This is a genomic window from Desmonostoc vinosum (assembly GCF_059505385.1).
This window is the reverse complement of the sequence record NZ_JCACKM010000322.1, coordinates 1-16,206: the sequence shown is the minus strand read 5'-3', so window position 1 is coordinate 16,206 and position 16,206 is coordinate 1. Positions and strand designations below refer to the sequence as shown.

Below are 16,206 nucleotides of genomic sequence, written 5' to 3'. Positions count from 1 at the left end.
AAATTTATCTACGTATTAGTATCTGAAGCTTTCTGGATTTTCATTACTCATGAAGCGCTTAAATTTTTGGCTTTCATTGGGACTCACTTTAAGTTTAGGGCTATTATTAGGGTTGTTGGGATTTTCTATTTGGGAGAATATTCCGACTCCCGTAGAACGCGTGAGCTGGTCACAACAAGCCCAATGGATTGCTCCTCAAACACCAACTTATCGCTTCTATGCTCGTCAAACATTTAATTTACCTAATATTGTCGAAGCTGGTTGGCTGCGGCTAAGTGCTGATAATGATTTCACTCTTTATGTTAATGGGCAACGGGTAACAGGAGAAAATAGTGTACTCAACAATTCTCTTGGTTTACATGGGTCACTAAGAGTACAGTTTCAAGATTTCAATGATAGTAATCGCTACCGCGCTAAAACTTCAGTTAATTACTTACTTGCTAGTTCCCAAGATTGGAAGTTAACAAATTACGTAGATATAGCTTCATATCTACGCCCTGGTAAAAATGTCGTAGCACTAGAAATCCAAAAAGGACAACAAAATCCGCGTGTAGTAGTTGAGGGTGCTGTCTATCCTATAGCTAATGCTACTCCTATTAATCTCACAACTGGAGCAAGTGATTGGTTGGTTTCAAACTTATCAGAAACTCACCAATCACTGCGATGGTTTGATCTGGATTTTCCAGATATCAATTGGTCACAAGCCCAGGTGCTAAATACAGTTCAAGAAACTACTTACAGTAGGTTAAGTAAAAATTTATTTGAACATTTTCTACAAGGAAATTGGATTACAGGAGTTCCGAGTTCTCAAGGAGGAGCATGGCTAAGAAGTATATGGAAAATACCAGAAGATGTAATTTCTCATGCCTACATTCGATTTTCTGGAATCGGAGCATATTCTCTGTTGTTGAACGGAAATTTAGTTAATAATTATAAAACGGAAAATGGCAGACTATTGCATCTTGTAGAAGTTACAAAACTTCTCAAGCCTGGAAATAACATTCTAGCTGTCAGTTTGACTGGTTCTTTGAGAGAAGCACAGGCAGGTACTAACTCTATTGATTTTAATAGTTCGTTAGGTTTTTTCTTAGATGGATGGGCAGAAACAGCAAAAGGTGAGATTATAGGAGCGATCGCCACTGATGATACTTGGACTAGTTTAAATCAACCTGTATCTGGTTGGGTAGAAGGTTTAGGCGATAGTCAGCCTGTGACTTTTTTAGGTATACCCAACGCCCAACAATTTCGACGCAGATTTGAAGATGATGCTTATCAGCTAAATTATCCAAATTACTTATGGCGTCAAAGTCTTTGGCAATTAGGTGGGATTGTCTTTGCTGTAGTTTATACCTTACTTCTAGGCTTTTGGTTGCGACGTGGAGCTAGTTGGTGGGACAGGCTTGATATAGGAGCAGCAATACTTGCACCTGCAACTTTATTTTTAATCATTATTGGTTTAATCAAACATCGTTATGCAGAAGCTGAATTAGGATTACTATTTGCTCAACCACAAAGCAATCATTTAATATTAGTTGGCTTTGTGTTAATAGTTTTACTGACTCTGCTGTTAAGTCAAATCAACAGCTTTTTAGGGAAAATACCGCGTTGGGGTTTGTGGTTTTTCTGTGGAATAATCACCTTTATTGGTTTAGGTTTAGCAGCAAGTGGTAACGTTTTCTTAATTTTATTTACAGCTAGTGCAATTACGGCTTTAACTCTGTTTTGGAGGCCCGGATATTGGCAAACTCGAAATATTTACTTAGTGTTGCAGCCAAGATGGCAATCATGGGGGCAATGGTTTTTATTGTTGTTAATTGTCTGTATTGGTTTAGGGTTAAGAGTTTATGACTTGGGTGTTATGGACTTGGATGCTGATGAAAATACTTCCTTTGATGCTAGTAGAGGCATTCTTCGCACAGGTGCGCCCATTACTTCTGCTGGTATTTGGTATACTCGTGGCCCTTTTTATCAATACCTACTAGCTCTGTGGCTAAGAATAGTGGGAGATTCTGTAATTAATGGACGCTTGCTGTCTGTGATTTGGGGTACAGCCACCTTAATTTTAATTTATATCTTCGCACATCAAATCACTGGCAGAGTTTGGATTGCCTTGCTAATCACAGCAATTTTGGCGATTAATCCTTGGGAACTTTGGTATTCACGTAATATTCGATTTTACCAGCTTCTGCAATTCCTAACTATTTTATCTTTCTGGTCATTCTTTAGAGGGTTTATTGATAAATTAGGAAAGCATTATCAATATATATTTTTTATTGCTTTAACTTTAACTCTTTTAACTCAAGAAATTAGCTTAACGCTGCTTCCAGTTTTTATTTTTGGTTTCCTTTGCTTCTATCGTCCTTTTCGGATATCGCATGATTGGCAGATTATTTTGGGTAGTTGTCTCACCTTAGTAATCTTTGTTTATTGCCTGGGATTTTCTTCTATCAGGCTTTTGACTCCTTTAGCTGCCATATCAGATAGTACAGCAGCCTATTTGAGACTTCATTTTTCTGATCTGACAAACTTAGCAGCGATTTTTTTTATTAATTCTGATAGAATGCACACAATACACAGCTTACTATTTTTGTTGGGTTTTGTTTACTTCCTGAAAGTAAAAAATGGTAAGATGTTATTCTTATGTAGCATTATTATTATTAATGTAATTTTTATAACAATTCTGTGTTATGGGATAGCTGAACGTTATCTCTATGGTGTATACCCTTTATTTATTTTGCTAGCTGTTTATAGTGCAATTTGCCTAGCAGAAAGTTTAGGAAATAGATTAGAACAGCTATTAACAGGTTTACTACCTCTACGAGCGATCGCTTTAAGTTTGATGCTCCTACTAGTGGTAACTAATATAGAACCATCTAGGACATTAGCTGGCTTTCAAGAGTCGATTAATAGACGTAATGCACAACTATTTGAATATATTCGTGCCTATAAACAGCCCGGAGATGTAACTATTTCTCCTTTACCACCTTTAGCGGTAGTGAATTTAGGCAAACTAGATTATTTCTTAATGGGTACTGGATATTTTGATGCAGCTTACTGGCGTGATGGTAGATTAATTGATCGTTGGTCTGGAGCAGTAGTGGTTAGTAGTATAGACAAATTAAATCAAGTTTTACAGCAGCATAAACGTGTATGGATTCATATAGAAGACACCAGAAAAGGTAGATTTAAAGATGAACTTTGGCAATATGTTGAAAGTTTAGGGCAACCAGTTATAGATAGTTTTGGTACTCGTTTGCGATTGTGGCAACCAGAAGATGGATTGCCAAAGCGTATAGCAAATGAAGGTGAAGATTTAGGGACTTACTAACACTCAAATATGTGAGGCAAATAGAGTGAGAATCAAACCCATAGTCGTTTTCAAGACTGTTATTAGTATAGGGCTACTGGTTCTAATATTTTCTCGTATAGATATTGCACAAACTTGGAATCAGTTAAAACTACTTTCCTTGCCTTTTGTTGCTTTTTCCCTAATTTATTACGCTGGCTTACAATACTTAAGTTGTTTGCGTTGGCAGACAATTATTGTGTCTACCAAGAATTCAGTGTCAATTATTAAATTATTAAAAAGCTATTTTGCTGGGATGTTTCTTAACTTATTTTTACCTGGGTCGTTAGGTGGAGATGTATATCGAGTTTATCATGTAGCTAAAGAAATTCAAGATTCAGAAGTCGCTCTTGTTTCTGTATTTTTAGAGAGATTTACAGGTTTAGCTGCTTTATCTGCTCTGGCTGTGTTGGGTTTAGCTCCTGCTATTAGAGTTGTGGGGCGTTGGGACATTCTTGTACTATTTTTTGGTTGTGTAGGGGCTTTGGTGGGGGGAGTACTATTAATTGTTAGTCCCAAACTCTTAATTTTGGCAGAACCTTTGTTACATAAATTTCGTTTGAATAACTTAGCATCTCGCTTAGCAAAAATCCAAATTTTACTGAGAGAATTTGCCCAAAACCGTCAAGCTTTAGCTTTATCAATGGGACTTTCTTTTCTACTGCAATTAGGTATTGTTTACTATCACTATTTAATTGCACAAGAGCTAAAAATATCTATTTCTTATTTAGAACTTTTAGTTTTTATCCCAATTATTGTAGTCATCACTTTGTTACCAATATCTTTAGGGGGAATTGGTTTAAAAGAGGGATTATGGGTTTATTTGTTTAGTCGAATTGGATTGCCATCAGAGCAAGCTTTATTGTTGTCTGTAATTATTACTATATTGAGTTGGCTATTGTGTTTAGTAGGAGGTTTGATTCTTCTACTAGATTCAGCAGGATGGCAGTTTATTAAAAATAAGAATACTAATTTATAGTTATCTATTGAACTAAAAATTACCTTGAATATTCATAACTATAAGGGTAAATAGTTATCTATTGAACTAAAAATTACCTTGAATATTCATAACTATAAGGATAAGTAGTGTCTACCTTGGCAAATTTTAGTCAATTAATTTATGTTTATGTAAAAATACGGTTTTTTAAAGCAGTCGTTAGTAATAAATAGTACATTAAATATTTTGTTTTCAAGGTTGATACAAGTAGTATATATGGATATTAGACTCATAATACCTATCATACAAGGATTTTTGCTAATCTAGTATGACATAATCGTGCCAGTATTATTACTAAATATTAGTGTTTTTTTTACATATCCAATATACTATGCTATCTTGTGATAGTTAATTTTTGATCTTTTTATATTGGTTTGGTAAAAGTGCTGAAACCTGTTTTAGCTCGGTAGTATCAATACTCCCGTACACGTCTTGCTGCTCAAAATAACCAGCAATATTTGTTTGAGTAAACAGGTTACACTTATCCATACATGTAGATGCTTCGAGATCACTGAACTTCAGTAAAAATTCAATTTAGTAACCAGTCAACCATACTATCCAGGGATGTGATGCAACATGAAAAAACAACAGTTATTGAATTTAATGTATTTGCCATTATTTATTAGTGGCGCATTTTCCGCCTACTGGGTTAATGGAGTTGATATCAAGCAGGTTCTAGCAGCTCAAAAAAATGTTCATCTAGAAACTTCAAAAGTTCAATTATTAGCTCAAGTCTCTTCATCAAAAGACTATGAGTATGAATCTAGCGGTTTAATTGCTAGTGTTCTATACCGAAGTTTGCATTATTTCTACCAATTTATGTCGCCTAGCGGTGCTTATAAAGCAAACGTTCGCTGGGAAAGTAATGAAACCCCAAATTGGTACATCGAAGAACAACGATATGGGGAAGATTTAATTATTGGTGGAATAGTCAAAAATAACTCAGAAGCGATTAAAACAGGATTCAAATTATTTGAGTGGGGATTTGCACGCCAATCTTCTGATGGTAGTTTCTCTATGACTAACGATCGCTTCCATAGTACTTCTTTATTTGTACAAGCTGTTGCTCATACATTACTATTCGTACAACAGTCACCATACTCCAAACAGTATGCTAAGGAAGTCGCCAAATATAAACCTTTAGTGCATCGTGCCGCTCGCTGGATGATTTCAGCGGATGTGTGGAGAAAAGGAAATATATACAACAAACCTTTTACCCATCGTCGCTATTTGGTTGCTGCTGCTTTAGGACTCACCGGTAAATTAACCAACGATCAACAATTGATTAGTTACGCTCGCAAATCGATTGAGGATGGTTTATCATCACAGACCGCAGACGGTGTTAACCCAGAACGAGGTGGTTTTGATACTAGTTATCAAGTTGTCGGTGTAGTATATGCCCAAAGATGGGTAACATATTTTCCCAACGACAGTTTGACACCCAAAGTTGTAGCAATGATCAACAAGGCTCTTACTTGGGAGCATTCAAGAGTTCTGCCTTCTGGAGAAATTAGCAACGAAGGAAATACTCGAACCGCAGGACAGGAGTCTGCAAGAAGTGGTAAGACTAAAGCGGTAGCTTATAATACAGTAGTTCGTGCTTTTGCTTACTGGGGATCTGCGACTGGTAACCAGAAGTGGAATGCGATCGCTCTAAAGATTGCAAAATACTACTACAAGGGTGTATAAGTCTAGAGATTTTACGTGTAAACCTTTGCCAACAATCTCTTCTAGCAACTGCACGTTAATTTCATTTTACTGATAACCTGCTGCTTGTAGCATAAACAATTTCGCATAGCGTCCTCCAGTTTGTAACAATTCTTCGTGAGTCCCCTGTTCTAACACTTCTCCACCCTCGATGACCACGATGTTATCAGCCATGCGTACTGTCGAGAAGCGGTGGGAAATCAGTAACACCATTTGATTTTGGGTAAGAGCGCGAAAATGGTTGAAAATCTCAAACTCAGCTTGGGCATCCATTGCCGATGTTGGTTCATCTAACACCAAGATATCCGCCTGAGTTCGCATAAAAGCACGAGACAAAGCAATTTTCTGCCATTGTCCTCCCGAAAGTTCCTGTCCTCCCTTAAACCAACGTCCTAACTGAGTTTGGAACCCTTGTGGTAATTGGTTAATAAAGGGTTGAGCCATGCCTTTTTGGGCCGCAGTTTGCCAGAGGTTGTTGTTTTCTATGTGTTCGACATCGCCAACACCAATATTCTCACCAACCGTAAACTGGTAGCGGACAAAGTTCTGAAAAATCACACCAATACGACGCCGTAGGACATCTACATCCCATTCCTCTAAGTTCAAACCATCTAATAAAATTCGCCCAGAGTCTGGGGTGTAGAGTCTAGTCAGGAGTTTGATTAAGGTAGTCTTGCCAGAACCGTTTTCGCCAACAATTGCTAGTTTTTCTCCAGGTTTTAAATGCAGTGAGATATTTCTCAACGCTGGCTGAGAACTTCCTGGATAGGTAAACGATACATTCTCCAAACGAATGCCATCTCGAGGCTTTAAACCTTGAGTCGCTCTACCTTTAGACTTTGGTACTTTCTCCTCCAGAAAATCGTAAAGATTAGATAGGTATAAGTTATCCTCATACATCCCACCAATCGAAGTCAGGACACCAGCAAAAGTAGACTGTCCTTGGCGAAAAACGGTAAGATACATTGTCATATCTCCCAAGGAAATTCTACCCGCTACGGTTTCTAGCACAATCCAAGCGTATGCTGTATAAAATGCACCCGTACTCACCAAACTTAAGAGATATCCCCATAGTCCCCGACGCAGAGTTAAATCTCGGTCTTCACCGTAGAGTTGATCAAATAGGTTGTGATAACGTCCTAGGAGCATGTCTCCAATTTGGTAGAGTTTGACTTCTGTCACAAAGTCTTCTCTAGCTAGCAAATTTTCTATATAGTGCTGTTGTCGAGTTTCTGGCGCACGCCAACTAAATAGGCGAAAAGCCTCTCCCGCAAACTTTGTTTCGGCAATAAATGCTGGCATCGCCGCCAAAACCAATACCAAAACTGCCCAGACTGAAAATTTAACTAGCAAAATCCCGTAGGTGGCAAGAGAAAGAGCGCTTTGCACTAACCCAAAAGTCCGATTAACCAAAGAAAGGGGACGAGTTGATGCTTCTCGTCTAGCATTGCTTAATTTGTCATAAAATTCTGAGTCTTCAAATTGCCTGAGTTCTAGTGTCAGCGCTTTTTTTAGTATTAGTACATTCACTCGCTGACCAAGTAGCACTCGCAACAAAGATTGACAAATACTCAGTCCTCGCTGACAGCCTGCTAGTAAAATTACAGCGATCGCCTCTAATCCCACGTATAATAAAGGGCGAGAAATATTGACAAAATCGCTACTTTGTGAAGTTAAGATTACCGCATCCACAATTAACTTACCAATGTAGGCGATCGCAGCTGGTAAAAGACCAGCCACTAAAGTTAAAGTAGCCAAAAGAATAGTTAATAAGCGGCTAGTAGTCCATACCAAGCTTACCGCCCGTCCACTATAGCGAAAAACCATTAACGATTGGCGGAGGTAATTTCGCTTCTTTTTAATTTTCATTACCGTTTGGGGAGTAGGAACAAGAGATTAGGGGCTAGAGAAGAGATTTTTTCAAATATGAAGTTTGCAGTGAGTAAAAGTGACAACAAATCGTTTTGTAGATATATGCGATCGCACATTTCTACAATCGTTTATGTGCAGATGATTTTTTAATTGGTATAAATATACTAGCGAAAAAATCAGTTCAAATTACCAACGCTACTAGCGTGTCAAGGCTAAAATAATGTAATAATTTTTCTGATGGCGTGGGACGTAAAGCCTGCCACGGACGGGCGAGACGCCCATCCCACAAGAGTTCTTTTTAATGCAACATTTAAAGCTAGACACACTACTACAGTGATAAAAAACTTCGGCTATCAGAATGTAATTGTTTGGGTCATCCGTGCCCCTACGCTTAAACAAGCTACACGCAGCGTCTTTGATAAGAGAAGGGTGCGTTGTGCTATGCGACAACACACCCTACATTCAAACGCAATTGCGAATAGTTTAAGAGCGAGTGTGAGCTAAGACAGGTTTACCTGTAGAAACTACTTGTTCGATAATATCAGCGGCTCGACTTGCTCCCCCTGCGCTCTGAATGGCTTTTTGTAATCTAACTGCATTCTGTTTATAAGAGTTTTCTGTCAACACCCGCTTAATTGCCTCTCGTAGCTTGGGAACACTCAAGCGAGCTAGGGGTATCATCTCCCCAGCCCCCGCCCAAGCCAGACGTGCGGCTGTTCCTGGCTGATCGTTAGTAATTGGAATGCCCACCATTGGTACAGCATTACTCAAAGACTCCAAAACAGTATTTGGGCCAGCGTGGGTAATCGTCAGAGTGGCTTTTTGAAGCAGTTCTAACTGGGGTGCATATTCTACAACTAAGGGTGAACCGGGTAATTTTGCTAAGGACTCTGGACTGGTTGAACCACCCAAAGAGATTACTAATTGCACATCTAACCCTTCACAAGCCTGAGCAATACATTGAAAAATCTCTAGCAAACGATTTTGGATCGTACCCATAGAGGCATAAATTAGTGGTTGTCCAGTCAACTGTTCGTAAGGAAAAGGCACAGGTTGCCGATTGCTGAGATTATGATACGGCCCCGTGTAATGCAAACATTGGGGTGACTCCTGCCTGGGGAAGTCAAGTTCGGCAGGTAGTTGACTCAACTGTGCTAGTTGGGAGTTTGGATCGTTGGCATGATAATGAAGGGGCAATTTCCATCTTTGGCGATACTCATTTACCAATTGCCGGATAGGCAGCCTTAGACGGTCAAATAAATAATAAGCTCCTTGATTACGTAGACGCCCCCACCAGCTTGGGTTATAGTTCCAAGACGTGAAAAAAGGAGGAACTCCTGCTTCTTGGTTAAGGAGCAACGAGCCACCACTAGAAATGAAGGGAATATCTAAGTAATCTGCAACAGTGCCTCCCCCTGGCGAAACCTGGTCTACTAGCAGTGCTTCTATACCTGCTTCTTTAAATGCTGTTGGGCCTTGTTGGAGTAACATCGCTGCCGACTGTTGTACTAGATAGATGGTGTATTTGAGAGCCGCCAGCCCACTCAGTTCTCCCAACTTTGTCAATGATTCTTTACTGACGCCAGCAGGAAACTCAGAACCACCAATTTCCTTGAATTCTAATCCTGCTGTCAGTGTTTTTGATTGAGCGTCGGGAATTCCTAATACAGTGACGCGATGACCACGTTGTTTTAGTTCGTAGCCTAAAGCGGTCATCGGGTTGAGATGACCAGTGGCTGCGGGACAGATGATACCAAAATGAGTCATAAAATCGCGAAATTACTGTAGTATATTATGCTGTGATGGTAGGCGATCGCATTTGTACTAAAAAACAAAGGATTCAGCCAATTGAATTCATTTAATTGGAATTTATTAAATAATTCGTAATTCGTAATACTTCGACTTCGCTCAGTACAAGTTCGCTTAGAGCGACACAGGAGCGTCGCTCTAAGCGAAGCTATGCCGCAGGCTTTACGCTACGCTATCGCTGACGCTCGTACCTCGCTAACGCTAACGCTATCGATGACTCGCTAACGTAATTAAGTTTTGTAATGAGGATTTAACCCCAACACAAAACTTGTCGGTTACAGAACCGGGGGACTTAAACCCACGGAATTTATTAAGCTCTCAGATCCCCGACTTCTTTAACTCGACTCGGTAAAGATTTTACTATTGTGGTCAAAAATGTGATATTGAGATATTTATGCACCCATAGCATACTCAGAAATTACAACTAGCCAAGTCGTCAGATAAGGCACTTCATCGAGGTGAAATGAGAACAGAAACAGAAACTGGTGTTAAACCTGAAGCCCTAGCTCAAAGAGCAAGTATTTACTCTCATCATTTAGACACTTTGCCAAGTATGGTAAATACTCAGCAAAGTCAACACAGTTTCGGTTTCAAATACGGCTTGCTCATCTTACCTGCGGTGTCGATTATAGCCATGAATGGGCTAAGAGCCACAGCTAGCGATCGCCATATCTTTACCCATCACTCAGATCGCACTTACTCAGAATCTCTCATAGTACAAACACCAAACCCAGTCCCTGACCCCCAACCCCCTGTAAATCGCACCCAAGTTCGTGCCATCAAAGTGATAGATAGCACAGTCTTTAGTGAAAACGACTTTAATCAAGCTGTGCAGTCGTTTGTGGGACAAAACTTAACTCCAGAAGAAATTCTCAAAGTAGCAGATGCTGTTACTCAGCTTTATTTAAATAAAGGTTATCTCAACTCTAGAGCCATTCCAGACCCGCAGCAGCCCAGCGCCGATGGTGTTTTGACGATTCGGGTGATTGAAGGGCGTCTGAGCGAGATTGATATAGAAGGGGCACGACGAGTCAATCCATCTTATATTCGTAGTCGCATTAAACTAGGTGCTGGTGTTCCCCTCAGCGCCAATAAGTTAGAAGAACAGTTGAAACTTCTACGACAAGATCCTTTATTTGAAAATGTAGAAGCCAGTCTCCGTCCTACAGGTAAGTTTGGCCAAAGTATTTTGATTGTGAGAGTGCAAGAAGCCAAGTCTTTTATCAGCAGCTTTGGTATAGATAACTACTCACCTCCCAGCATTGGCGCAGAAAGATCAGTAATTGAACTGCGTGAGCGCAATTTAACAGGCATGGGAGATGAAATTGCAGGTGTTTATTATCGCTCTTTCTCAGGTGGCTCTGATGTTTATGACTTTAGCTATCAGATTCCTGTGAATGCGATGAACGGGAAAGTACAAGTAAGAGCTGCACTCAACCGCAACCAAATTACCGAATCTCCATTTAAGGATTTGGACATTCGCGCAGATCAAGATTTATATGAAATTAATTATCGTCAACCGTTGATCAGATCGCCAAGAAAAGAATTTGCTTTATCCTTGGGATTTGCCTACCAAGATGGACAAACCTTTATCTTCGACCGACTAGCAACCCCCTTTGGCATTGGCCCCGATGAAAACGGAGTTAGCCGTACCAGCGTGATTAAATTTGGTCAAGATTATATCACCCGCGATCCTCAAGGCGCTTGGTTACTGCGATCGCAATTTAGTTTTGGTCTTGATATACTCGACGCAACCATTAATGATGATCCAATTCCTGACGGTCAATTTTTCAGTTGGCTAGGGCAAGTACAGCGCGTACAGCGACTGAGTGAAGACCACTTATTACTCATCCAAGCAGACTTGCAACTCACACCAGATAGCCTACTACCTGCCCAACAATTCGTCATTGGTGGCGCTCAATCTATACGAGGATACCGCCAAAATATCCGCTCTGGCGACAATGGATTTCGCTTTGTGGTTGAAGATAGAATGACCGTGCAACGTGACGAATCAGGCTCACCCATCATTCAACTTGCACCATTCCTCGACTTAGGCGCAGTTTGGAACCAATCTGACAACCCCAACAAGTTACCCAGACAAACATTTCTCGTAGGCGCAGGCTTAGGATTTTTGTGGAATCAAGCATTAGGCATCGATCACCTCAGCTTGAGACTCGATTATGGAATTCCATTTATCGATTTGAGCGATCGCGGCAATAACGCTCAAGATGACGGTTTCTATTTTAGCCTACGTTATCAGCCGTAGCGGGGAAAAGACACGGAGAGAGGGAGACGCGGTGACGCGGAGAAACTTTTATTTACATTCCCCGCGTCCCCGCGTCCCCGTGTCCCCACGTCCCCGTGTCCCCGCGTCCCCAGTCCCTTTGTAGAATTAGGTAAAATTAATGCTACAAAGTTCTCTAAGGATAATGTAGATGGTTGTTCAAATCCAAGAACTTGAAGCCCAGCACTGGGTTAAAACTCGTTCTTCCCTCGACCCCAGTCAATCCACTTTCCTGATGTGGGCAGGAAAAATTTATACATTCATTCCAGGTGAGAAACGGAAACTTCTGTTTAAGATATTGGGCTTAAGTGTTAGTAGGTGTATTCCTCAACCAGAAGGTAGCTGGGATTTTACCTCTAGGGAACTTACTTATTACCTGAACCCAGAGACAGATGAGGTGTTGCAGAAATGGGAAAATCCCTGGACAGGCGAAACAGTATCAGTAATTCATGTTGCAAATAATCCTGTACAAGGTACGTTTGGGGGAAAATTCCCTGCACGAGTTGAAGGTGATAGCACAACTTTTGTTTTTGATATATTTCCCACCTACCCTAACCCTTTGGCTGATGATCCCAAGTTTGCTGAGTACAGCCCATTTCCAATTTATCAAGCAGCAGAATTATTTAAACTGACTGTTCCAACAGCAGATTTACTCGATCCTACACTCCTCTCAGTTTCTCAACTCAAGTTGAGTTGGGATAGGATTGGTCAATGGCTTCCCTGGATGAAAATGGGCGATCGCCCCGGTAATCTTATCTATAGTGCAGTTGGTAGTAAAGTCAGTGGTTTAACAGAGTTACCCCAACTGCTACAAAATGAAATCAATACGCGCATTCCTTTATACAAGCAAGCCCCCAAGAAATTTTTAGATGGAGAAGATATGACTTCATGGTTGTATTTTCAAAAGCATTTTCAGGCTTACTTGGCTGGTGAAGTCTTTCCAATTTCTGAGGCCGAGGAATTGTGATTTGCGATCGCTCATCAAGGAATTTTAAGGACATTAGCGATGACAATTATCAACTTAGATGAACTCAAAACTGCTTTTGCAGACATAGAGACCATCACAGACCCACATCAAGTAGCAAAATTATCCCAAGACTATCACACCTTTAGCCCGGTATTAGTGCCGAAACTAGCAGGAAAAGTTGGCGATATTGTAGTACGTCCTACCAATGAACAAGAAGTAATCAAAGTAGCAGCTACTTGTGCCAAATATCGTCTACCTATAACCGTGCGGGGTGCAGGAACTGGGAATTATGGGCAATGCGTACCATTGCACGGAGGTGTCATTCTCGATATGACGCGACTGCAAAGGATTGTTTGGACGAAACCTGGAGTGGCGCGAGTGGAAGCCGGGGTAAAGTTAGCTGCTTTAGATAAAAAAGCCAGAGAAATTGGCTGGGAACTGCGGATGGTTCCCTCAACATACCGGACAGCGACGATCGCCGGCTTTATTGCTGGTGGCAGTGGGGGCATTGGTTCGATACAATATGGCTTGCTAGGCGATCGCGGTAATATCTTGGCACTGCGGGTGGTAACTTTGGAAGATGAACCCCGTGTCATTGAATTGCGAGGGGACGATGTGCAAAAGGTAAATCATGCTTGGGGGATTAACGGTATTATTACCGAAGTAGAAATTCCTCTAGGTGCAGCTTATCCTTGGGCAGAAGTCATCGTTACCTTTGATGATTTTATGGCAGCAGCAAAGTTTGGTCAGGCACTGGGCAATGCCGATGGCATGATTAAAAAGTTAATCGCAGTCTTTGCATCTCCAATTCCGCAATATTTTAGCGCCCTGACAGAGTATCTTCCCCAAGGAGTTCACTCTGCATTACTAATAGTTGCCGAACCCAGTTTAGAATTATTGCCAGGATTGATACAGCAGTATGGTGGCCAAATTACCTACCAAAAACCAGCACAAGAAGCAAGTAAAGGTGTGAATTTGGGAGAGTTTACCTGGAATCACACTACCTTACATGCTCGGACTATAGATCCTGCAATTACCTACTTACAAAGTATGTTTCCTAGCGATGTCAAAACGTCTCTAGAATTAATCGAACACATGTATCATTACTTTGGTGATGAAGTGATGATGCATTTAGAATTTATTCGGGTAAACGGTGCGGTGACTCCTGCGGCTTTGCAACTTGTGCGCTACACAAAAGAAGAACGCCTCAATGAAATTATTCACTATCACCAACAGCAGGGTGTAGCGATCGCTAATCCTCACACATACATTATTGAAGAAGGCGGCAGAAAAGTTATCAATCCTGAGCAGTTAAAATTTAAGGACATGGTTGACCCTTACGGTTTAATGAATCCTGGTAAAAGCAAGGCGATAAAATTCAAAACCCCTTTGGGGTAGGGAATAGGGAAAAGAAAATATTGCCGTATTAAAGAATTACTTGTGATTTAATAGCAAGAACCGTGGAAACAACCCAAAATTCAACATCCCAAAAACGCCCATGATTGAAATCGACGGTTCTTACGGAGAAGGAGGGGGGCAAGTACTCCGCACTTCCCTAAGTTTGGCTGCTATTACTGGCAAACCCATACGCCTTGTAGGTATTCGTGCTGGACGCAAAAAGCCCGGACTAGCTGCACAGCATTTAACAGCAGTTCGTGCTGCGGCGAGAATTTGCAATGCTTATCTACGCGGTGATGCTTTGGGTTCAACATTGCTAGAATTTACTCCTGGTACTGCTGTACAAGCCGGAACTTATACTTTTGATGTGAGTGATGCCCAAACTGGTGGTTCTGCTGGTGCCGTTACTCTGGTTTTACAAACTATTCTCTTGCCTCTAGCTTTAGCAACTAATGATTCTCAAGTAACACTCAGAGGCGGAACTCACGTCATCTTTAGCCCCACAGTAACGTATATTGAACATGTTTATTTACCAATACTGCGCCGCATGGGAATAGAGGCAAAAGTTAAATTGGGTGCTTGGGGTTGGTATCCCCAGGGCAGAGGAGAGGTAGAGATGCAAGTGAGTGGTAGTAGTCAACTCAGCGGCATCAACTTATTAGAACGCGGAGATTTACAGCAGGTGCGGGGACTGGCAGTGGTAACGGAACTACCCTCGCATATTCCACAACGCATGGCGAGTCGAGCTGAGAATTTTTTACGTCAAACCCGCTTGAAGGTTGCCATCCAGGCTTTGCGAGAAAAAGGCGTAGCACCTGGGGCAGGTATTTTCTTGACTGCTGAGTATCAAAATAGTTTGGCTGGGTTTGGTGGGTTGGGGCGTTTGCGGTTGTCAGCAGAAACGGTTGCAGAGATCGCCTGTCAGCAATTACTAGAATTTCATCACACTGGCGCACCCGTCGATGAACACTTAGGAGATCAGTTATTATTACCAGCTGCTTTAGCAAAGGAAGTCAGCCAATATCGAGTGGCTAAAATTAGTACGCATTTAACGACAAATGCCGTCATTATTGAACAGTTTGGACTAGCACAGATTACAGTTAATCAAGCTGAAAATTTAGTCATGATAGCGCCTTTGAAAAGATGATGGGGAGTGGGGAATAAAAATATGAGTGCGTATGAAAAAAGAGTCATTACGTGAATCTTTAATTGATATTCTGCTACCTTTAGCATTAATATTTGGTTTAGTTTTACTTTTAAGTCTCAATACTGGAGAAAATAATCAAACACAGGCATCAAAAGAACCATTAGAATCTTGGTTAAAGCTGATTGTTAGCTATTTAGCCGCAGGAGCAGAAATTGCCGCAGCATTAGTTATTGGATTAGCTGTAATTCGTGGGCTTGCTATTTATTTTCGTCAAACATTTTCTCAATCAAGACAACATTTTGATTCTACAGAAGTAGTACGTCTGCAATTAGGAAGAGTACTAGCTTTAGGATTAGAGTTTACCGTTGCTAGTGATATTTTACGAACAGCAGTTGCACCAACACGTCAAGATATTTTAAACTTAGGCGCAATTGTGTTATTGCGAACACTGTTGAATTATTTCTTAGAAAGGGAAATCAGGCAAGTAGAGCAAAGTCGTGGGACTAATAGAGAGGAATAATTCGTAATTCGTAATTCGTAATGACGCGACGCTCCTGTGTCGCTCTAAGCGAAGCTATGCCGCAGGCTTTACGCTGACGCTCGTACCTCGCTACCGCTTCGCTAACGCTAACGCTATCGCGGACTCGCTACCGCTGCGAAGCGCGTAATTAAGTTTTGT

General features: G+C 40.9%; 10 protein-coding genes. 8 read left to right on the top strand and 2 right to left on the bottom strand.

Annotated features, from left to right (window positions below; genetic code table 11):
- Positions 1-49 precede the first annotated feature (49 nt).
- The 3 genes from AC5JMF_RS31945 (at position 50) to AC5JMF_RS31935 (ending at position 6,032) form a co-directional block, all read left to right on the top strand.
- Complete coding sequence (locus tag AC5JMF_RS31945; RefSeq protein WP_495799725.1) at positions 50-3,328, top strand: glycosyltransferase family 39 protein; 3,279 nt, start codon at positions 50-52, stop codon at positions 3,326-3,328.
- Between the two features lie 25 nt (positions 3,329-3,353).
- Positions 3,354-4,325, top strand: a complete 972-nt coding sequence (locus AC5JMF_RS31940) for a lysylphosphatidylglycerol synthase transmembrane domain-containing protein (protein WP_495799724.1) — start codon at positions 3,354-3,356, stop codon at positions 4,323-4,325.
- A gap of 594 nt (positions 4,326-4,919) precedes the next feature.
- Positions 4,920-6,032, top strand: coding sequence for a hypothetical protein (locus tag AC5JMF_RS31935; protein ID WP_495799723.1), 1,113 nt, complete (start codon positions 4,920-4,922; stop codon positions 6,030-6,032).
- A gap of 66 nt (positions 6,033-6,098) precedes the next feature.
- Here the strand turns inward: AC5JMF_RS31935 and AC5JMF_RS31930 are convergent, their stop codons facing one another.
- Positions 6,099-7,919 carry an ABC transporter ATP-binding protein gene (locus AC5JMF_RS31930; protein WP_495799722.1) on the bottom strand — a complete coding sequence of 607 codons (1,821 nt, stop codon included), beginning with the start codon at positions 7,917-7,919 and terminating at the stop codon, positions 6,099-6,101.
- Between the two features lie 486 nt (positions 7,920-8,405).
- Positions 8,406-9,689, bottom strand: a complete 1,284-nt coding sequence (locus AC5JMF_RS31925) for a glycosyltransferase (RefSeq protein WP_495799721.1) — start codon at positions 9,687-9,689, stop codon at positions 8,406-8,408.
- A gap of 505 nt (positions 9,690-10,194) precedes the next feature.
- Between AC5JMF_RS31925 and AC5JMF_RS31920 the strand changes: the two genes are divergently transcribed.
- The 5 genes from AC5JMF_RS31920 (at position 10,195) to AC5JMF_RS31900 (ending at position 16,047) form a co-directional block, all read left to right on the top strand.
- Positions 10,195-11,997 (top strand): ShlB/FhaC/HecB family hemolysin secretion/activation protein, encoded by a 1,803-nt coding sequence (locus AC5JMF_RS31920; protein ID WP_495799720.1) that lies wholly within the window; start codon positions 10,195-10,197, stop codon positions 11,995-11,997.
- A 169-nt stretch (positions 11,998-12,166) separates the two neighbouring features.
- Positions 12,167-12,982 carry a DUF1838 domain-containing protein gene (locus AC5JMF_RS31915; protein WP_495799719.1) on the top strand — a complete coding sequence of 272 codons (816 nt, stop codon included), beginning with the start codon at positions 12,167-12,169 and terminating at the stop codon, positions 12,980-12,982.
- Between the two features lie 39 nt (positions 12,983-13,021).
- Positions 13,022-14,380, top strand: a complete 1,359-nt coding sequence (locus tag AC5JMF_RS31910) for an FAD-binding oxidoreductase (RefSeq protein ID WP_495799718.1) — start codon at positions 13,022-13,024, stop codon at positions 14,378-14,380.
- 100 nt (positions 14,381-14,480) lie between these two features.
- Positions 14,481-15,527: an RNA 3'-terminal phosphate cyclase gene (gene rtcA / locus AC5JMF_RS31905; protein WP_495799717.1), complete on the top strand. Its 1,047-nt coding sequence runs from the start codon at positions 14,481-14,483 to the stop codon at positions 15,525-15,527.
- A 31-nt stretch (positions 15,528-15,558) separates the two neighbouring features.
- The gene (locus AC5JMF_RS31900; RefSeq protein WP_495799716.1) at positions 15,559-16,047 is read left to right on the top strand and encodes a DUF1622 domain-containing protein; all 489 of its coding nucleotides are present in this window, start codon (positions 15,559-15,561) and stop codon (positions 16,045-16,047) included.
- The last annotated feature ends 159 nt before the right edge of the window (positions 16,048-16,206 follow it).

Excerpts from the sequence above, each read along its gene's own strand:
- AC5JMF_RS31945 (WP_495799725.1), top strand. The coding sequence starts at position 50 with ATGAAGCGCTTAAATTTTTGGCTTTCATTGGGACTCACTTTAAGTTTA.
- AC5JMF_RS31935 (WP_495799723.1), top strand. The coding sequence starts at position 4,920 with ATGAAAAAACAACAGTTATTGAATTTAATGTATTTGCCATTATTTATT.
- AC5JMF_RS31930 (WP_495799722.1), bottom strand. The coding sequence starts at position 7,919 with ATGAAAATTAAAAAGAAGCGAAATTACCTCCGCCAATCGTTAATGGTT.
- AC5JMF_RS31925 (WP_495799721.1), bottom strand. The coding sequence starts at position 9,689 with ATGACTCATTTTGGTATCATCTGTCCCGCAGCCACTGGTCATCTCAAC.
- AC5JMF_RS31920 (WP_495799720.1), top strand. The coding sequence starts at position 10,195 with ATGAGAACAGAAACAGAAACTGGTGTTAAACCTGAAGCCCTAGCTCAA.
- AC5JMF_RS31915 (WP_495799719.1), top strand. The coding sequence starts at position 12,167 with ATGGTTGTTCAAATCCAAGAACTTGAAGCCCAGCACTGGGTTAAAACT.
- AC5JMF_RS31910 (WP_495799718.1), top strand. The coding sequence starts at position 13,022 with ATGACAATTATCAACTTAGATGAACTCAAAACTGCTTTTGCAGACATA.
- rtcA (WP_495799717.1), top strand. The coding sequence starts at position 14,481 with ATGATTGAAATCGACGGTTCTTACGGAGAAGGAGGGGGGCAAGTACTC.
- AC5JMF_RS31900 (WP_495799716.1), top strand. The coding sequence starts at position 15,559 with ATGAAAAAAGAGTCATTACGTGAATCTTTAATTGATATTCTGCTACCT.